This is a genomic window from Nonomuraea sp. ATR24 (genome assembly GCF_041950485.1).
Taxonomy (GTDB): Bacteria; Actinomycetota; Actinomycetes; order Streptosporangiales; family Streptosporangiaceae; genus Nonomuraea; species Nonomuraea ceibae.
The window spans coordinates 1-17990 of record NZ_JBGNUU010000028.1 but is presented as its reverse complement, the minus strand read 5'-3'; the positions used below and the strand labels follow the sequence as shown (position 1 = coordinate 17990).

The window sequence follows — 17990 nt, the reverse complement described above, 5'->3', positions numbered from 1 at the left end:
GGGAGGGGGAGAGCCCTGATCTCATGACGGGTCAGGGCCCGGCGGGCGCGCCCTGGCAGGCGCCCACCGACGTCGAGCAACGCCTGTACGAGGCCAAGACGCGCGGCGACTGGGCCGCGTACTTCGACGTGCTGGCCGGCGCGCACCTCTACCACGCGATGCCGCGCGCCCGCGCCGACGCGCGGCCCGGCTGGGTCACCTACGCGCCCGCGCGCGTGGGCGGCACCAAGTACCTGGTGTTCCTCACCGAGGGGGTGCTGCCCGCGCCCGTGGCCGACCCGGTCTTCTTCCGCGACGACCTGGGCGAGCTCGCCCGCAACTGGCCGCGTGACGACGAGTGGCTGGCGATCGACCCCGGCACCCCCTGCGAGGCGTACTTCCCCGCGACCGCCGCCCACCGGCGGACCTGGCTCCAGCACACCGCCCGGGTGGCCTACCCGCCCCGGGGCGAGCTGCGCACGCTGCGCGCCGGCGGCCCGCTGCACGGCCCGGTCGCCCACGGCCTGGCCTGCGGGGCGCTGCTCTGCGTCGCCAACGCCTCGCTGTGGAACGCGATGGGCTGGCACGGCACCGGCTACGTCCGCGAGCGCAAACGCCTGAAGGAGTGGTGGGGCATCACCAGCCGCGAGGAATGGCTGAGCGCCCAGGAGGACCTGCTCGAAGGCCGGATGAGCAGCTCTTTCTGGCAGCTCGTGCTGCGCGTCCGCAGCGCGCTCGCCCTCGACTACGGCGGCGCGGTCGAGGTGGACCACTGGCGCCAGGTGACCGACCGCTACCTGCGCGAGCACGCCGAGCCGGCGGCCCAGGCGGCCCAGGTGTCCGGGGCGCAACGGCTCATCGGGCGCATCACCCGCTACGAGGCGCGCTTCCGCGCGGACGGCCTGCTCCCCGAGGGCGGGTTCGTCCGCACGGTCGAGGCGTGGGACTACGGGCGCGCCTCGAAGATGGCCCGCTGGGGGCTCGGCGCCCGCTTCTGCGACCTGGCCGAGGCCGAGCGGGCGGTCGTGCGCGCCGGACGGCTCAGCCGGATCACGTACCGGTCCTGGGAGGAGTTCTCCGCCGCCTACATCCTGGGCCGCTGCCTCCACTTCGACGGGGAGGAGTTCGGCGCCTGGTACGCCGACATGCTCCACGCCCACCGCGTCCTGACCACCGACCCGGGCAGCCCCTGGCGCAACATCCCGTTCGCCTAGACGCCGAACGTCCGGCTGTCGACCGTCCACCCGGCGGCCCGGTCGCTCAGCGTCAGGCCGAGGCCGGGCCGGTCGGGCACCAGCATGCGGCCGTCGCGGATCTCCAGCCGCTCCTCGAACAGCGGCTCCAGCCACTCGAAGTGCTCCACCCACGGCTCCAGGCCGTACGCGGCGGCCAGGTGCAGATGGATCTCCATGGCGAAGTGCGGGGCGAGCTGCAGCCGGTGGTGCTCGGCCAGCGCCGCCAGCCGCAGGAACGGGGTGATGCCGCCCACCCGGGGCGCGTCCGGCTGCAGGATGTCCGCGCCGCCCGCCCGGATCAGCTCGGCGTGCTCGGCGACGCTGGTCAGCATCTCGCCAGTGGCGATCGGCGTGTCGAGCGCGGCGGCGAGGGCGGCGTGACCGGCGTGGTCGTGGGCGTCGAGCGGCTCCTCGATCCACACCAGGCCGTACTCCTCCAGCGCGCGGCCCATCCGCGCCGCCGCCGGGCGGTCCCACTGCTGGTTGGCGTCCACCATGAGCGGCACGTCGTCGCCCAGGTGGACACGCACCGCCCGGACCCTGGCCAGGTCGGCGCGCGTGTCGGGCTGGCCCACCTTGATCTTGACGCCGCCGATGCCGCGCTCCAGCGCCGCCGAGGCGTTCTCCAGCACCTGCTCGATCGGCGCGTGCAGGAACCCGCCCGAGGTGTTGTAGCAGCGCACCGAGTCGCGGTGCGCGCCCAGCAGCTTGGCCAGCGGCAGGCCCGCCCGCCTGGCCTTCAGGTCCCACAGCGCGATGTCGAACGCGGCGATCGCCTGCACCGCCAGCCCGCCCCGGCCCACCGACGCCCCCGCCCAGGCCAGCTTCTCCCACAGCCGCGCGATGTCGTTGGCGTCCTCGCCCAGCAGCTCGGGGGCCAGCTCGCGGGCGTGCGCGTACTGGCCGGGGCCGCCGGCCCGCTTGGAGTAGCAGAACCCCAGGCCCTCGTGCCCGCCCTCGGTGGTGATCTCCGCGAACAGGAACGCGACCTCGGTCATCGGCCGCTGCCGCCCGGTGAGCACCTTGGCGTCGCTGACCGGGGTGCTCAGCGGCAGAAGGACAGAAGACAGGCGAATGGCGGCGATCTTGTCCAGGGGGTTCGTCATGGGGACATCATGCCCGGGGGGTGATCGGGAAGTTGTGCCGGAACGCGTTGCGCGGGTCGTACACCGCCTTGATCCGCCGCAGCCGCTCCAGCGTCTCCGGCGGGAACGCCCTGGCCAGCACCTCCTCACCGGTGCGCGTCTCGAAGCTCAGGTAGACGGCCTGCGCGCCGACGCCCTCCCAGGCGTCGCCCGCGCCCATGACGGCGCTCACCGAGAAGTTCTGCGTGCGGTGCGCGTACGCGGTCGCGCCGGCCGGGGTGTCGTTGACCGCGCCGCCGACCGAGCGCACCTGCAGCATGTGGGCGTCGCCGGTCGCGAACAGCGCCGCCAGCCGCCCCGCGAGCCCGGCGTCCAGGTGGTCGGCCAGCGCCGAGCGGCTGCGCAGGGCCGCCTGGCCGGTGTGCCGGTTGTGGTGCGGCGCGACCAGTGCCGCGTACGGGACGAGCTGCGCCTGCTGCTGCAGCACCGGCCCCGCCCCCAGGAACGGCTCCAGCGCGCCGACCGCCGCGTCGGCGTCGTCGCCGGCCCACACCGCCAGCGTCTGCGCCATCACCGACCCGGCGCCCCCGCCGGGGAAGACCGTCAGGAACGGCGTCAGCTCGCGCGGGCTGTCCTCCACCAGGCGGCCCCACCGCTCCAGGAAGCCCGCCAGGTCCGCCGCGTCGTGCACGAACACGCCGAGGACCACGTCGCCCAGCTCGGCGGCCTCGATGTCGAAGGAGGTGACGACGCCCATGTTGCCGCCCGCGCCGCGCAACGCCCACAGCAGGTCCGGGTGCTCGTCCGGGCCTGCGCGCACGATCCGGCCGTCGGCCAGCACCACCTCGGCGCCCACCACGTGGTCGATCGTCAGCCCGTACGAGCGCGCCAGGAAGCCCTGGCCGCCCGTGGTGGCGAGCCCGCCGACGCCCACGTCGCCGTAGTCGCCCGAGCTGATCGCCAGCCCGTGCGGCGCCAGCGCCCGCGCCACGTCGCCCCAGCGGGCGCCCGCGCCCACCCGCACCAGCCGCCGCCCCCGGTCGAGCACCTCGACGCCGTCCAGCGCGCCCACGTCGACGACGATCCCGCCGTCGTTGGTGGAGCGCCCGCTGATGCCGTGGCCGCCGCTGCGCACCGCGAGCGGCACGTCCTGGCCGATCGCGTACGTGAGCGCCTCGCTCACCTGGCCGGCCGTCGCGGGCCGCAGCACCAGGCCGGGCGAGCCGGCCCACACGTAGGACGAGCGCACGCCCGCGTAGGCGGGGTCGCCCGGCTCCACCGCCGAGCCGGCCAGCGAGGCGGGCACCGCGTCGTAGTCGATCCCGGGCCTGCGCAGCTCGACGGCCCGCCCGCCCCGGCGGGAGCCGCCGCCGCCCGCGCCGCCGCCGCGCTCGGCCGCCACGGCCTCGCGCAGCGCCGGCGCCACCTCCTCGGCGAACGCCCGGATCGCCCGCGGGTCGTCCGAGCCGAGGATGAACGTGCTGACCCCGTCCTCCAGGGCGAGCGGCAGCAGCCGCTCCACCCACGTGCCGGGCGCCTCGCCGCCCATCACGTTGAGCAGGCGGCGGATGGCACGCGGGTCGCGGCCCGCCTCCTCCGCCGCCTCATCGATGATCTTGTTGGCGCCGGCGATCTCCTCCGGCTGGATGTAGCCCAGGCTCGGCAGCCACCCGTCGGCCTTGGCGCCGACCAGCCGGAGCATGCGCGGCTTGTACGCGCCCAGCCAGATCGGCACGTCGTGCGCCGGGGCCGGGCCGCGCTTGGCGCCGTCGAGCGCGTAGTAAGTGCCCTCCAGCCGCAGCAGCCGCCGCTCGCCCGCGTCCCAGATGCCGCGGATCACGTCGATGGCCTCGCTCAGCGCGTCGACCGCCTGGCCGGGCGTCAGGCGGCGGCCGCCCATCGCGCCGATCGCGTCCCAGAACCCGCCCGCGCCCAGCCCCAGCTCGATCCGCCCGCCGGACAGCAGGTCGAGGCTCGCCACCGAGCGGGCCAGCACCGCCGGGGGCCGCAGCGGCAGGTTGAGCACGTTGCCCGACAGGTGTACCCGCTCGGTCCTGGCGGCCGCCCAGCTCAGCAGCGTCCAGGTGTCCAGGAAGGCCGGCTGGTAGGGGTGGTCCTGGAACGTGACCAGGTCGAGCCCGGCCTCCTCGCTCAGCCGGGCCAGGTCGACGGCCGCCTCGGGCCGGTCGTTGCGCGGGGTGATGAACGACCCGAACCGCAGATCGTGGCCGTAGTCGGGCATGTGGTCCTCCAGACCGATTGGTAGACGTGTCAACCATAATCACTTTGGATGACATGTCAACCTTTCGTGGCGTAGGCTGGCGGCATGACCGAGAGCCGGGACGCCGACCCCGCCGCCGCTGAAAGCCTGGCCGCGTGGCGTGCGCACACGGCGGTCCACGCGCAGCTCGCCGCCCACCTCGCCCGCGAGCTGACCCGCGCCACCGGGCTGTCCGAGGCCGACCACCAGGTGCTCGACGTGCTCCTCGACGCGCCCGGCGGCCGGCTGCGGGCCCTGGAGCTGCGCTTCACCCTGCAGTGGGAGAAGAGCCGGCTGTCCCACCAGGTGGCCAGGATGAGCGCGCGCGGCCTGCTGGAGCGCGTCGCCTGCACCGAGGACGCGCGGGGCTGGGACATCACGCTCACCGCCGCCGGCCGCGAGGCCGCCGCCCGCGCCCGGCGGGTCCGGGAGGAGTCCGTGCGCGCCCTGGTCGTCGACACCCTAGGCCCGGGCCGCCTCGCCCAGCTCGCCGAGACCGCCGCCCTCCTCAAGGCCGGCCTCGACCGCGCCGCCGACCGCGACCCCGACTGCCGCGCCGCCCGCGCCGAACTCTACGGCCCGGCCCGGACCGACGCCTGAGCCCTGCCCGGACCGTCCGCCCGGGACCGTCCGCCCCGGACCGTCCGCCCGGGACCGTTCGGCGCGCGACCCTCCGCCCCGCGACCCCACCACCCCCGCGCCCCCCACCTCGGAACCGTCCGCCCTGGGATCGTCCGGTGCGGGGTCGCCTCGTGCGGGACCGACCGGGCCCTAACCCTCCGGCGGGGGGTCGTCATGCCCGGGACCGTCCGGGGCAGCGTCCGTCGGGGAGGGGTTGACCGGGGAGAGGAGGAGCACGGCGACGTCGTCGGCGCGGTAGCCGACGCCCTCGGCCGGGTCGACGAGCCGGTCCGCCAGCCGCGCCAGCGGCAGGCCGCCGTGCCGGGTCAGCCGCCGCGCCAGCCCGTCGATGGCGTCGCCGAGGTCCACGCCCGGTGCCTCGATGAGGCCGTCGGTGTAGAGGGCCAGCACGCTGCCGGGCGGCAGGTCGAGCTGCGACGTCGGGTACTCGGCCGCCGGGTCGATGCCGAGCAGCAGCCCCGGCGTCGACTCGACGATCTCCGTGGGCCGCCCGGGCCGGCGCAGCAGCGCGGGCAGGTGGCCGGCGCTCGCCACGCACGCGGAGCCGTCGCGCAGGTCGAGGCTGATGTAGAGGCAGCTCGTGAACCGGTTCGGCGACAGGTCGATGAGCAGCCGGTTGGTGTGGCTCAGCACCTCGCCCGCGCTCGCGCCCGAGGTCGCGTGCGCATGGATGGCCGTGCGGACCTGCCCCATGAGCGCGGCGGCGTTCGTGTCGTGTCCCTGGACGTCGCCGATGACGGCGGCGGCCTGGCCGTCGTCGAGGTGGATGAGGTCGTAGAAGTCGCCGCCGATGTCGATGCCCTGGGTCGCGGGCAGGTAGCGGGCCGCCACCTCCAGCCCGGGGATCACCGGGAGGGCGCGTGGCAGCAGGCTGGCCTGGAGGGTCTGGGCCAGGCGGTGCTTGGCGTCGTAGAGCCGGGCCCGTTCCAGCGCCTGCGCCATCAGCCCGGCGAGCGAGGTGAGCGTGGTCCGCTCGTCCTGGGTGAAGCGGTGCGGGCTCCCGTAGGCGAGCACGAGGGTGCCGATCGGCCCGCCGGAGCTGTGCAGCGGCAGCAGCGCCCAGGCGGCCATGCCGTCGTAGCGGCCCGCGTCGGGGTAGACGTCGAGCAGTTCGCGCTCGTTGGCGAAGAACGCGGGTTCGCCGGTGATGAGGGGCAGTTCGGGGGCGTGCGGGGCGCACGGCGCGCGTCTGCGCATCTCGGCGACGCCTTCCGGGCTGTAGCCGCGGGTGGCGGCGACCCGCAGCCGCCCGCCCTCGGCGGTGAGGATGGCCAGCCCCTTGACGTCGAAGACGGGGATGATCTGGTCGGCCACCAGGTCGATCACGTCCTGGACGGTGGCGGCCTGGCTGAGCGACGAGGCGAGTTGCAGCATGTCGTACAGGGCGGCCCCGCTGATCTGCCGGCTGACCACCGGGTCGGGCATCACGTGGGCGGGGTCGCGGGCCATCGTGCTCGGCGTGATGCGGACGCTGAGCCCGGACGGCGTCGGGAAGAGCTGGAACGCCAGCCACTGCCCGTCGGGCCGCTGGGCGGTGAAGAAGGTGATCTGGTGGCCGAGGACGGCCGCCCGGTAGCTGTCCTCGTGCGGCGGGTCGGCCAGCCACGGCAGCACCTCCCACGGCCGCTTGCCGACCATCTCGGCGGCGGTGGTGTCGAGGAGCCCGGAAGCCGGCGCGCTGAGGAACGTCACCCTGCCGTCCACGTCCAGCGCGCAGTAGCCCTCGGGCAGGCCGTTGAGGCATTCCAGCGCGGCCATCGCCGCCTCGGCGCTCACGGCGGGGTCGTCCTGCTGGGAGCGGAACGGGGCCAGGATGCGGGGCCGCGGCCTGGGCCGGACCGGCCGGCCGAGCCGGTCGGCCTGCGCCAGCAGCTCGCCCATGTCCTTGCAGGCGCGTTCCATGACGTCGAGCACGTGCTGGCCCGGCCCGGTGTCGCGGGTGGCGGGCAGGAGCAGCAGCAGCGCGCCGCGCGCCGCCTCGCCGCACAGGATCGGGGCCGTCACGACGGCGAAGTTGTACGGCATCGCCAGCGCGACCCCCGGGAACTGGCGGGCCAGGTCCTCGCGGTCGGCCGTCCACACCGGCCGCCGTTCGCGCAGCGACACGGTCATCGGCATCCGCATCGACATCCGGATGCGGGCCCACGCCTTGGCGACGGCGGCGGGGAAGCCCATCGCCGTGTTCATGCTCAGGACCAGGCCGTCCTGGTCGAGCAGGTAGAGCGCGCCGATGTGCGCGCCGGTCTCGCTGACGGCGCGCACCAGCAGGTCATCGAGTCCCGGCGCGCCCCGCCTGGAACCCGTGATGGAAGCGGACCTGCCTCCCACGCGCTAGCCCGTCCTGCTCCCCGGGCCGAAAGTCGCCATAAATGCAGAATACGCCCATCCGAAATCACCCACGGTAGCGACCCCGGCGCGCACGGTGTTCTACGGCACGTCGAACCTCTGCCTCCGGCGGGCGCCGGCCACCTCGATCCCCGCCGTGCCGAGGACCGCGTCGAGCGGCAGCGACACCGTGTACGGCGCCAGCGCGGGCAGCCCGATGCCCGGCAGCGTGCCCTCGACCTCGATGACCCAGTAGTCCGGCTGGGTGATGTAGACGAGCGGCGCCAGCCGCACCTCCATGTTCGTGTACGGCTTGTTCCCGCTGACGACCAGGACGTACGTGCCGGGAGCGCTGCCCGGGACGACCCTGGCCTCCTCGAAGTCGATCGGCATGCCGTGATCGTAGCCGTCGCCGCGCGACGCGGCAGACAACCTGACAAAAAGCGTCTAAGATGTCAGCACCCGAGACCGTCCAGGAGGACGCATGCTGCCGACCGTCGTCATGAGCTTCTTCGCGGGCCTGTTCGCCGCCAACGCGACCCCGCACTTCGTCAAGGGCATCACCAAGGAGCAATTCCCCTCGGCCTTCGGCTCAGGGCCGCTGCCCAACCTGCTGGCGGGCTGGGCGTCGTACGTCATCGCCGCCCTGCTGGCCTGGGGCGCGGACGTGGGGGAGCGGCCGGTCGCGGCGTTCGCGGCGGCGGCGCTCGGGGCGCTGGCCATCGGCGTGTTCCACGCGACGATCGGCGCCTTCGGCAGGCGGCCCCCGGCCCGGGCCTGACGGGCCGTCATAGAATGTCAGCATGTCAGACGGGGCCGCGGCCAAGCAGGACCACATCGTCGCCGCCGCCCTGGGCGTCTTCGTCCGTCACGGCTACCGGCGCACGTCCATGGACCTGATCGCGCGCGCGGCGCGCATGTCCCGCCCCGCCGTCTACCAGTACTTCGGCGGCAAGGAGGAGCTCTTCCGCGCCGTCGGCGGGAAGCTCGCCGACGGCCTCGTGACCGCCGCGCGGGCCGCGTGGCGCGGCGACGGCTCCGTCGCCGACCGGCTCTACGGGATGCTCGCCGTCAAGCTCGACCTCGTCGCCGGCGGCGTCGAGGCGCGGCTGCGCGCCGAGCTGCTGGCCGAGGCGCGCGAGGTGGCGGGCGACGTGGTGCTCGCCCTGGAGGACGGCTACACCGAGGCGGTCGCGGCGGCGCTGGAAGCGGCCTCCGGCGAGCTCGACCTGCTGGGCCACGCCATCCCGGCGCGCGACGCCGCCGCCGTCCTGGTCGCCTCCCTGACCGGCATCGCCCAGCAGGAGGCGCCCCCGGAGGTCCTGCGCACCCGGCTGCGCCAGCTCGTCGAGCTGACCGTGCGCGGCCTCGCAACGCGAACACCCGCTCCCGCCACGCCGTAGGCGCGGCAGGAGCGGGCGCTCCTGATGTGCTGCCCTGGGCGCGACCTCACGTCCCGCCCAGGGCGCCTGCGTCAGTTCAGGCCGTTCTTCATCGCGGTGATCAGCTCACCGTTGGTGGTGTCGCCGCTGAGCTCCCAGAAGAAGGCGCCGCCGAGGCCCTGGTTCTTCGAGTAGCCCATCTTGCTGCCGATCGTGGCCGGCGTGTCGTAGCTCCACCACTGGTTGCCGCAGTACGCGTACGCGGTGCCCGCGACGGTCCCGGTGGAGGGGCAGCGGGTCTTGAGGATCTTGTAGTCCTCGATGCCCTGCTCGTAGGTGCCCGGCGCGGGGCCGGTCGCCGTGCCGCCCGGCGTGGACTGGGTGACGCCGGTCCAGCCGCGGCCGTAGAAGCCGATGCCGAGCAGCAGCTTGCTCGCCGGGATGTTCTTGCTCCTGAGCTTCTGGATCGCCTGGTCCGAGTGGAACCCGGCGATCGGGATGCCCGAGTAGGAGTTGAGCGGCGAGTGCGGGGCCGTCGGGCCCTGCGCCGCCCAGGCGCCGAAGAAGTCGTACGTCATGACGTTGTACCAGTCGACGTACTGCGCGGCGCCGCCGTAGTCGGCCGCGTCGATCTTGCCGCCGTCGGTGCCGTCGGCGGTGATGGCGGCGGTGACCAGGTTGTTGCTGCCGAAGCGGCTGCGCAGCGCCTGCATCAGGTTCTTGAACGCGGCCGGCCCGCTGGTGTCACAGGTGAGGCCACAGGCGTTCGGGTACTCCCAGTCGATGTCGATGCCGTCGAAGACGTCGGCCCAGCGCGGGTCCTCCACCAGGCGGTAGCAGGACTCGGCGAACGCGGTCGGGTTCTGCGCGGCCTGGGCGAAGCCGCCGGACCAGGTCCAGCCGCCGAAGGAGAACAGCACCTTGAGGTTCGGGTACTTCTTCTTGAGCTTGCGCAGCTGGTTGAAGTTGCCGCGCAGCGCGCCGGCGTCCCACGTGTCGGCGACGCCGTCGACGCTCTCGCCCGCCTGGTAGAAGCGGTCGTAGTCGGCGTAGCTGTCACCGATGGTGCACTGGCCGTTCTGCACGTTGCCGAAGGCGTAGTTGATGTGGGTCAGCTTCGAGGCCGAGCCGCTGGTGTCGATGTTCTTGACGTGGTAGCCGCGCTGGTAGACGCCCCACTGGACGAAGTAGCCGAGCACCTTGTCCCCGCCGGTGCCGCCGCCCTCGCTGGTGCGCGCGCTGACCGAGGAGCTGGCCGCGGAGCGGTTGCCGGCGGCGTCGCGGGCGCGGACGGTGTAGCTGTAGGACGTGTTGGCGCTCAGGCCGGTGTCGGTGAAGGTGGTGCCGGTGACGGTGTCGACCAGGGTGGTGCCGCGGTAGACCTCGTAGCCGGTGACGGCGACGTTGTCGGTGGAGGCGTTCCAGGCGAGCGAGACGCTGCTGGAGGTGACGCCGGTCGAGCGGAGGTTGCCGGGCACGCTGGGCGCCTGGGTGTCGTCGCCCCCGCCCTGGCTGGTGCGCGCGCTGACCGCGGCGGTCGCGGCGGAGCGGTTGCCGGCGGCGTCACGGGCCCGCACCGTGTAGCTGTAGGCGGTGTCGGCCGTCAGCCCGGTGTCGGTGAAGGTGGTGCCGGTGACGGTGCTGACCAGGGTGGTGCCGCGGTAGACCTCGTAGCCAGTGACGGCGACGTTGTCGGTGGAGGCGTTCCAGGCGAGCGAGACGCTGCTGGAGGTGACGCCGGTCGAGCGGAGGTTGCCGGGCACGCTGGGCGCCTCGGTGTCCTCACCCGGGCCGCCGGTCGTGACCTCCCACAGGGCGGGGACGTTCGGCGGCTCCCAGCCGGGCAGGGAGGTGTGGCTCTGACGGCACTTGTAGGAGACGCCGTTGTAGGTGACGACCGTGCCGGCCGTGTACGCCGTGTTCGGCGCCCAGGCGGCGAGCGCGGCGACGGACGCCGACGGCGCCGTCGCGCCGTACGCCCCCGTGGGGGCGGCGACCACCGCGGTGAGCGGCATGAGTAACGCCGCGACGCCGGCCAGGACCTTGCTCTGAACGCTGTGTCTCATGATGCTCCGACATCCGAGTTGGGTGAACTCTGGGGGGTGGGATGGGAGTACGCGCCAACTGTTAGGAAAGTTTCCTTTTAGTTGTACAGGTGACGGTAACCCGTGTTTTACGGAGGCGTCAATAGCGCCGCGTTGACAGAGATGGACAACATGGTTCACTATTTAGACAACCACGTTTCCTATCTGAGGAGCCCGCCATGCCCGTCGTCCGCAGCGCCGAAAGCCGCCGCACCGAGACCCCCAACGCCGTCATGACCACCCTCGCCTCGCCGACCCAGGGCGGCTCGTCCCAGGTGGTGTGGCGGGTCGACATGACCGGAGGGCAGGCGGGACCGGTCCACGCCATCGACGCCGAACAGGTGTGGACCGTGCTCGACGGCGGCGCGACCGTCGAGGTGGACGGCGACACCCTGACCGCCGGCCCCGGCGACACGGTCGTGATCCCCGCCGACGTGCCGCGCCGCATCACCGCCGCCGCGTCCGGCGGGCTGGCCGCCATCGTCGTCGCCCCCGCCGGGATGCGCGCCTACGGCACGACCGCCCCGGTCGACCCGCACTGCGCGCTGCCCGACGCGGGCAAGCTCGTCCCGGCCTGGGTGGTCTGACCGGTCAGCGTCCGGCGGCCTTCACCTCGGCGGCCGACTGCTTGCTGCGCGAGACCCGCACCAGGGCCGCCGACAGCCGGGCCAGCTCCGGGCCGGAGCCCGCCAGGTCGGCGAGCGGGCCCTCGCGGTGCGGCAGGCCGACCGCGCGGGCGCCCTCCAGCACCCGGCCGTCGAGGTGCGGCGCGACCTGCGGCCAGCATCGGCCGGTCGGCCATCTTGATGCCGGCCTCCTCGGCGTAGGTCTGACCGTAGCGGTCGAGCAGCGCCTCCAGCGTCCCCATGACTCACCCCTGGTCCGACTCGTTCTCCGGCGGCCGGGTGTCACCGAGCCCGAACAGGCCGACCAGCGTGCCGTCCGCCCGGGTCACCACCACGTGCTGGACCCCGGCCCGCTCCATCCGCTCGACCAGCGGCTCCAGCGGCTCGCTCGGCCGCACCGTGGTGACGCCCGTGTTCATCGCCTGCTCGGCCGTGCCCCGCGAGCCGCCCGCGGCCAGCTCGTCCGAGCCCACGACGCCCTGCACGACGCCGTCGCCGCCGACCACCACGGCCAGCCCGGCCGGATCGCCGAGCACCCGGTCGCCGAGCTCGTCCAGCGGCTCGTCCAGCCCGGCGACCACCGGGTCGGGGCGCACCTGCCGCACGACCAGCCGGGCCTCGCCCTCGTACGGCAGCGCGGCAGACAGCCAGTCCATCTTGCCCGCCACGTAGTCGCGCACGTCGCCGAAGCCGAGGCGGTCCAGGCGGCGGGCGGCGCGCGGGCTCAGGTCGCACAGCCAGTCGTGGCAGTAGACGACGACCGGCCGCCCCGGGTCCAGCGCGCCGGCCGCCGCCTCGTCGAAGCCCTTGAGCGGCACGTTGACCGCGCCCGGGAGGTGCGCCCAGGCGTACTCGCGGCCGGGCAGCACCTCCACGAGCTGAGCCTGCCGCGCGAGCAGGTCCCGGACGTCCTCACGGTCGGCTGTTGTCACCATGAGGAAGCCGTACCCGCCAGGCGGCGAACATGCTCAGCAGGTCAGATTGCCTCCCGTCGTGGTGCCGAGGATCTGCGTGAAGCGCTGGTAGTTGTTGACGCGGCTCTGGACCTGGGCCGGGTTGCGGCCGCCGCACTCCAGGGCGCCGTTGATGCTGCGGATCGTCTCGCCGAAGCCGTGGCCGTTGACCATCGCGTTGTGCGGGGTCATGGTGCCGGGGCCGTTCTGCGTGTTCCAGTACCACAGCGCGGTCTTCCACGCCACGGCCGCGTCGTTCTGCACCAGCCACGGGTTGCGCAGCAGGTCGATGCCGAGCGCGTCACCGGCGGCCTTGTAGTTGAAGTTCCAGCTCAGCTGGATCGGGCCGCGCCCGTAGTAGGCCGCCTGCCCGGCCGGACAGCCGTAGGGCTGGCTCGAGTCGCAGTAGTGCGGGTAGTTCGCGGTGTTCTGCTCGACGATGTGGACCAGGCCGCCGGTCTCGTGGCTGACGTTGGCGAGGAAGGCCGCCGCCTCCTGCTTGCGCACGGTCTCGCTGCCGGTCTTGGCGAAGCCCGGGTACGCGCTCAGCGCGGCGGTCAGGCCGCTGTAGGTGTAGAACGAGTTCCGGTTCGGGAACATCTGGTTGAACTGCGCCTGGCTGACGACGAACCCGGACGGGTCCGGCGGGTCGGTGGGCGTGGACGTCGGCGTGGGCGTGCTCCCTCCGCAGGTGTACGGCTCCCAGTACCAGGTGGAGACGACCGGGTCGTAGCCCGGGTTGTCGTGCTCGGCGCGGTAGTAGCGGCCGTCGGTGTAGCGCACGATCGAGCCGGCCGCGTAGAAGGTGCCCGCCACCCAGTTCGGGTGGTCGCACGAGCCCGGCGGGGTGGTGCCGCCGCCGTCGCAGGCTCCCTGGTCGGCCCACACCTGGGAGCTGCCGGGGGTCTCGTTCTGCGTCCACCATCGGGCCGACCAGTTGCGGCCGTTGTGGGAGGCGGTCATGCCGCCGGTGTAGACGGCGCCGGAGCTCCACGCGGCGGCGCAGGTCGCGGCGGAGGCGCTGGACAGCGGGAGCAGGAAGGCCAGCCCGCCCACGACGGCGGCGGCGCACGCGGACGCGAGGACGCGTTTCACCTGATCACCTTCTCTTGCCGGGGGGTGAAACTTATAGGAAAGTTTCCTAAGAGTTGGCCTGACACTAGCCTTGACATCCACCTGCGGCAAGGCCCAATTCCCGATCGTCTTGTGAGCCGCCGGACCCGGTGAAAGACTGGAAGTGACGGAGGGGGGACGTCATGATCGAAGTCAAGAGCATCGACAAGCCGGACGAACGGCGCGACTTCCCGATGGGCCACCTGGAGGTGTGCGAGCTGACCGGCCTGAGCTTCGGCGTGGCCACGTTCGAGCCGGGGTGGCGCTGGTCGGAGTCGGTCAAGCCGATCGCGGGCACCGACCTGTGCGAGGTCCACCACAACGGGTTCGTCGTGCGCGGGCGGCTGCACATCCGGATGCAGGACGGCACGGAGTCCGAAGTGGGCCCCGGTGAGGTGTTCGTCTGCCCGCCGGGGCACGACGCCTGGGTGGTCGGCGACGAGCAGGTCCTGGTCTACGACTTCGCGGGCGGCGCGAGCGACTACGCCAAGGCGAAGAACGGCTGACGGGCGGGACCATGCCGTGCCGGGGACGCCCCGGCACGGCATCTCGGCTCAGGACTTGCGGCCCACCCCCGCGTAGTAGACCGCCTCGCGGTCCGCGTACAGCGTGTCGGGGTCCGGCCGCCACTGCGGCAGCGCGACCACGCCCGGCTCCAGCAACTCCAGGCCGTCGAAGAAGCTCGTCGCCTCCTCCAGCGTGCGCAGCGTCATCGTGGCGCCGCCGCTCTCGTTCCAGTGCCGCACGCCCTCCTCCAGTTGCTTGCCGACCAGGCCGTGCGAGATGGCCAGATGGCTGCCCGGCGCCATCGGCTCCATCAGCCGCCCGATGATCGACCGCGCCTCGCCGGTGTCCGGCAGGAAGTCCACCACGCCGAGGAGCATCAGCCCGATCGGCTGGTCGAAGTCCAGCAGGTCGCGCGCCGCCTCCAGGATCTTCTCCGGCTCGCGCAGGTCGGCGTCGATGAACGAGGTGTCGCCCTCCGACTCGCCCTGCAGCAGCGCCCGCGCGTGCACCAGCACCACCGGGTCGTTGTCGACGTAGACGACGCGGCAGCCCGGGTCCACCGACTGCGCCACCTGGTGGGTGTTGTTCGCGGTCGGGATGCCGGTGCCGATGTCCAGGAACTGCCGGACCCCGGCCTGGCCCGCCATGTAGCGCACCGCGCGGCCCAGGAACTCCCGGTTGGTCCGGGCGAGCACCGGCAGCTCGGGCACCGCCTGGAGGATCTGCTCGCTGACGATCCGGTCGATCTCGTAGTTGTCCTTGCCGCCCAGCCACAGGTCGTAGATGCGGGCGGGGCTGGGAACCTCGGTGTTGATGCGGCTGAGCGCTTCTTCGGTCATCGGTCGCCTTCCCGGGCGAATGGGGCAGGATGTCCGACGAGCCTACTCGTTGAAGATCCACATGTACGCCCCTTCGTGCGCGAATCCCTTGCTCACCCGCGTTCCCGGTCCTCCAGCGTCGCGTACAGCGCCTCGATGAGCGAGCGGACGCGGAAGTCGCCGCCTTCGAGGAGCTCGGAGCCGCGGTTGGGCACGTAGCCGAACGCGATCCGGCGGTCCGGGTCGGCGAAGCCGAACGAGCCGGTCGCGCCGCCCTGCCCGAACAGGCCCGTCAGGCGCGGCGGCGCGGGCCAGAACGGGCCGCCGGGCACGGCGAAGCCGATCCCCCAGGCGGTGTGCGCGCACAGGGTGCGGTCCATGCCCTCGGCCTGCGGGGTGCGCACCCGGTCGACCAGCCCGGGACCGAGCAGCCGGACGCCGTCGATCTCGCCGATCAGGCCGGCGAAGAAGCGGGCCAGCGAGTGCGCCGAGGCGACGCCGTCCATCGACGGGCTCTCCACCTGGTACGTGCGCGGGTCGTTGGTGGCGTCCCAGCCGATGGCGACGCTGCCGTAGAAGGAGCGGTAGGACAGGCTGCCGGGGTCGGCGAGCGCCGCGACGAACCCGGCGAGCTCCGGCACCTGCATGCCCAGGCGCACGGTGCCGGCGTCGGGCACGACCATCGTGGCCAGGCGCGGCAGCGCGGCGTCGGGCACCCGGACGTAACAGTCGAGGCCCAGCGGGCCGGTGATCTCCCTGGCCAGGAACTCGCTCAGCGTCACGCCGGAGACCCGGCGGACGATCTCCCCGGCGAGATGGCCGATGCTCACCCCGTGATAGCCGTGCGCGGTGCCGGGCGGCCACTCGGGGGCCGCGGCGGCGAGCGTGTCGGTGATCGGGGTCCAGTCGCGCAGGTCCTCCCAGGTGATGGGCCGCGCGTGCATGCTGGGCAGGCCGGCGCGGTGCCCGAGCAGGGTGCGCACGGTGATGCCGGCCTTGCCGTTCGCCGCGAACTCCGGCCAGTAGCGGGCCACGGGCGCCTCCAGGTCCACCAGGCCCCGCTCGGCCAGCAGCAGCACCGCGGCCGAGGCGAACACCTTGCAGGTGGAGGCGAGCGGGGCGATGGTGTCGCGCCGCCAGGGCCGGTGCGTGCCCGGGCCGGCCTCGCCGCCCCACAGGTCCACGACCGGCCGCCCGTCCCGGTAGACGGTCAGCCCGGCGCCAACCTCGCCGCGCTCGGCGAAGTTGCGCTCGAACGCCTCCCGCAGCGGCTCGTAGCCCGGCGCCGTCATGCCGTCGGTCCGTGTCATCGTCCACGCCCTTCTCTCTACCTACCGGTCGGTCGGGACGTGACCATACCCTACCGACCGGAAGGTCGGCTAGGCTGGGCGGCACACCTTCGGCTCGATGAGGCGGCGTCAGTGCGTAACGAACCCGGCGACACCAGGCAGCGCATCCTGGAGGCGGCCCGCGACCTGTTCGCCGCCCAGACCTACCGCGCCGCCAGCATGCGCGACGTCGCCGAACGGGTCGGCATCTCCAAGCCCTCGCTCTACCACCACTTCCGCAGCAAGAGCGAGATCCTCGACAGCCTCGTCACGCCGCCGATCGACGAGCTCGAAGCCGCCATCCGGGCCGCCGAGTCCGCCCCCGCCGGGACCGACGTCCGCCGTGACCTGCTCGCCGGGTGCCTCGACGTCATGCTCGCCCACCGCCGGACGATGGCGCTGCTCCTGCGCGACGCCTCCGTCTACGCCGACGAGAGCGCGCGGGTCATCTCGCGCGTGACCGCCTTCACCGGCCGGGCGGTCGACCTGCTCGCCGGGCCCGGCGCAGGGTGGCGCGAGCGCGTACGGGCCGCCCAGGCGTTCGCCGCCGTCGCCGACCCCGTCAGCCAGCTCCCCGACGTGCCCGTGGCGGAGCTCCGCGCCGAGCTGCTGCGCGGCGCGGGCGCGATCCTCGGCCTGGAGCCGTCCGCCTGACGGCGGTCACCGGTGCTCCGGGTCAGCGCGCCGCCCAGTGGACGGTCCAGGCGCCCCCCGTCGCGAACTCGGCGAGCGTGCGCACCGGATCGCCGGTCAGATCCACCGCCCGCACCGCCGAGGAGGCCGCGGAGTAGACGGCCAGGTGGTCCGTCCCGTACCAGAACCAGATCACCCCGCCCGCCGGCAGCGGCAGCGTCGTCAGGCGGCGGCCGGTGGTGGCGTCGAGCACGCACGCCCTGTCCTCCGCCCCCGGGCAGAGCGTGGCGAGCCTGCCGTCGGCGGAGAACACCGGGACCGTGCCCGCCGGCTGCCGCACCCCGCCCAGCGTGCGCAGCACGGCGCCGGCGGGGGAGTGGACGGTGATCTCGCCGGTCCCCGACGCGCGGGCCAGGGTGTCGCCGGAGGCCCACACGTAGTCCTCCTTGCCCGGCGCCGGGGCGCTGACCACGGACGCGGTGCGGCGGGCCGGGTCGACGACGGCGAACCCCGTGGTGCGGTCGTCCAGCCGGGGGTCCCACACGGTGACCAGCAGCCGGGAGCCGTCCGGCGACCACGACGGGCGGCGCAGCGCCAGCGGAGGCTCGACCACGTCCACCCAGAACGCGCCCGTCAGGTCGCGCGCGGTGAACCGCACCGCCCCCGCGTTCTCGACGGCCAGGTCCGGCGACTCGTGCACGTACGCCACCCGATCCCCGCCGGGGGACACCATCGGCGCCATCCGCTCCGTGACCGGCAGGAACGTGTCCTCGCCCGGCAGCCGCACACCGGCGGCGAACGCCAGGCCCTCGCTCAGGTCCGTGGACCCGCGCAGGAACGACGTCAGCCGTAACGGGTCCGCCGGGTGCTCGTGCAGCGTCGCGCCCAGCTCCGGCACCACGACCGTACGGGTGCCGGCGGCCGGCGGACCCTGCCGGGCGGCGACGTACAGCAGCGTGAGCGCGACAGCCACCAGCGCCGCGACCGAGGTCACCGCCCCCCCCCCCCCCCCCCCCGCCC

Annotated in this window: 18 protein-coding genes; 7 read left to right on the top strand and 11 right to left on the bottom strand. The window is 73.7% G+C overall.

Features of this window, described 5'->3' with window-relative positions:
* Window positions 1-23: 23 nt before the first annotated feature.
* Window positions 24-1193, top strand: coding sequence for a DUF1266 domain-containing protein (locus tag ACBI99_RS40710; RefSeq protein WP_375074898.1), 1170 nt, complete (start codon window positions 24-26; stop codon window positions 1191-1193).
* Here the strand turns inward: ACBI99_RS40710 and ACBI99_RS40705 are convergent.
* The gene (locus tag ACBI99_RS40705) at window positions 1190-2320 is read right to left on the bottom strand and encodes a mandelate racemase/muconate lactonizing enzyme family protein (protein ID WP_375074897.1); all 1131 of its coding nucleotides are present in this window, start codon (window positions 2318-2320) and stop codon (window positions 1190-1192) included. The two genes, ACBI99_RS40710 and ACBI99_RS40705, sit on opposite strands and share 4 nt — an antisense overlap.
* A gap of 7 nt (window positions 2321-2327) precedes the next feature.
* Window positions 2328-4541: an LLM class flavin-dependent oxidoreductase gene (locus tag ACBI99_RS40700; protein WP_375074896.1), complete on the bottom strand. Its 2214-nt coding sequence runs from the start codon at window positions 4539-4541 to the stop codon at window positions 2328-2330.
* An 84-nt stretch (window positions 4542-4625) separates the two neighbouring features.
* Here ACBI99_RS40700 and ACBI99_RS40695 point away from each other — a divergent pair, with 84 nt between their 5' ends.
* Window positions 4626-5159: a MarR family transcriptional regulator gene (locus ACBI99_RS40695; RefSeq protein ID WP_375074895.1), complete on the top strand. Its 534-nt coding sequence runs from the start codon at window positions 4626-4628 to the stop codon at window positions 5157-5159.
* A 171-nt stretch (window positions 5160-5330) separates the two neighbouring features.
* On the opposite strand, the gene ACBI99_RS40690 is transcribed toward ACBI99_RS40695, so the two are convergent.
* Entirely contained in the window at window positions 5331-7463 is a 2133-nt protein-coding gene (locus ACBI99_RS40690; RefSeq protein WP_375074894.1) for a SpoIIE family protein phosphatase, read from the bottom strand.
* Window positions 7464-7628: 165 nt separating this feature from the next.
* Window positions 7629-7919 (bottom strand): hypothetical protein, encoded by a 291-nt coding sequence (locus tag ACBI99_RS40685; RefSeq protein WP_375074893.1) that lies wholly within the window; start codon window positions 7917-7919, stop codon window positions 7629-7631.
* A gap of 91 nt (window positions 7920-8010) precedes the next feature.
* Here ACBI99_RS40685 and ACBI99_RS40680 point away from each other — a divergent pair, with 91 nt between their 5' ends.
* Window positions 8011-8307, top strand: a complete 297-nt coding sequence (locus ACBI99_RS40680; protein ID WP_375074892.1) for a hypothetical protein — start codon at window positions 8011-8013, stop codon at window positions 8305-8307.
* A gap of 22 nt (window positions 8308-8329) precedes the next feature.
* The gene (locus tag ACBI99_RS40675; RefSeq protein WP_375074891.1) at window positions 8330-8929 is read left to right on the top strand and encodes a TetR/AcrR family transcriptional regulator; all 600 of its coding nucleotides are present in this window, start codon (window positions 8330-8332) and stop codon (window positions 8927-8929) included.
* Between the two features lie 71 nt (window positions 8930-9000).
* Here ACBI99_RS40675 and ACBI99_RS40670 read toward each other — a convergent pair whose 3' ends face one another.
* Window positions 9001-10974, bottom strand: a complete 1974-nt coding sequence (locus tag ACBI99_RS40670; protein ID WP_219518660.1) for a glycosyl hydrolase family 18 protein — start codon at window positions 10972-10974, stop codon at window positions 9001-9003.
* Between the two features lie 197 nt (window positions 10975-11171).
* On the opposite strand from ACBI99_RS40670, the gene ACBI99_RS40665 reads away from it, so the two are divergent.
* Entirely contained in the window at window positions 11172-11579 is a 408-nt protein-coding gene (locus ACBI99_RS40665; RefSeq protein ID WP_357588207.1) for a cupin domain-containing protein, read from the top strand.
* A 4-nt stretch (window positions 11580-11583) separates the two neighbouring features.
* Here the strand turns inward: ACBI99_RS40665 and ACBI99_RS40660 are convergent, their stop codons facing one another.
* The 3 genes from ACBI99_RS40660 to ACBI99_RS40650 all read right to left on the bottom strand — a co-directional run bounded on the left by ACBI99_RS40660 (window position 11584) and on the right by ACBI99_RS40650 (window position 13666).
* Window positions 11584-11742, bottom strand: a complete 159-nt coding sequence (locus ACBI99_RS40660) for a hypothetical protein (protein ID WP_219518667.1) — start codon at window positions 11740-11742, stop codon at window positions 11584-11586.
* 121 nt (window positions 11743-11863) lie between these two features.
* Window positions 11864-12553: a rhodanese-like domain-containing protein gene (locus ACBI99_RS40655; RefSeq protein WP_375074890.1), complete on the bottom strand. Its 690-nt coding sequence runs from the start codon at window positions 12551-12553 to the stop codon at window positions 11864-11866.
* Between the two features lie 33 nt (window positions 12554-12586).
* Entirely contained in the window at window positions 12587-13666 is a 1080-nt protein-coding gene (locus tag ACBI99_RS40650; RefSeq protein ID WP_219518671.1) for a glycoside hydrolase family 19 protein, read from the bottom strand.
* A gap of 161 nt (window positions 13667-13827) precedes the next feature.
* Here ACBI99_RS40650 and ACBI99_RS40645 point away from each other — a divergent pair, with 161 nt between their 5' ends.
* The gene (locus ACBI99_RS40645) at window positions 13828-14190 is read left to right on the top strand and encodes a cupin domain-containing protein (protein ID WP_219518676.1); all 363 of its coding nucleotides are present in this window, start codon (window positions 13828-13830) and stop codon (window positions 14188-14190) included.
* Window positions 14191-14238: 48 nt separating this feature from the next.
* Here the strand turns inward: ACBI99_RS40645 and ACBI99_RS40640 are convergent, their stop codons facing one another.
* Both ACBI99_RS40640 and ACBI99_RS40635 read right to left on the bottom strand, forming a co-directional pair.
* Entirely contained in the window at window positions 14239-15030 is a 792-nt protein-coding gene (locus ACBI99_RS40640) for an SAM-dependent methyltransferase (protein WP_219518678.1), read from the bottom strand.
* Window positions 15031-15122: 92 nt separating this feature from the next.
* Window positions 15123-16319, bottom strand: a complete 1197-nt coding sequence (locus ACBI99_RS40635) for a serine hydrolase domain-containing protein (RefSeq protein WP_375074889.1) — start codon at window positions 16317-16319, stop codon at window positions 15123-15125.
* Window positions 16320-16430: 111 nt separating this feature from the next.
* Between ACBI99_RS40635 and ACBI99_RS40630 the strand changes: the two genes are divergently transcribed.
* Window positions 16431-16991 (top strand): TetR/AcrR family transcriptional regulator, encoded by a 561-nt coding sequence (locus ACBI99_RS40630; RefSeq protein WP_375074888.1) that lies wholly within the window; start codon window positions 16431-16433, stop codon window positions 16989-16991.
* A gap of 22 nt (window positions 16992-17013) precedes the next feature.
* Here the strand turns inward: ACBI99_RS40630 and ACBI99_RS40625 are convergent, their stop codons facing one another.
* Complete coding sequence (locus tag ACBI99_RS40625) at window positions 17014-17964, bottom strand: hypothetical protein (RefSeq protein WP_375074887.1); 951 nt, start codon at window positions 17962-17964, stop codon at window positions 17014-17016.
* Window positions 17965-17990 lie beyond the last annotated feature (26 nt).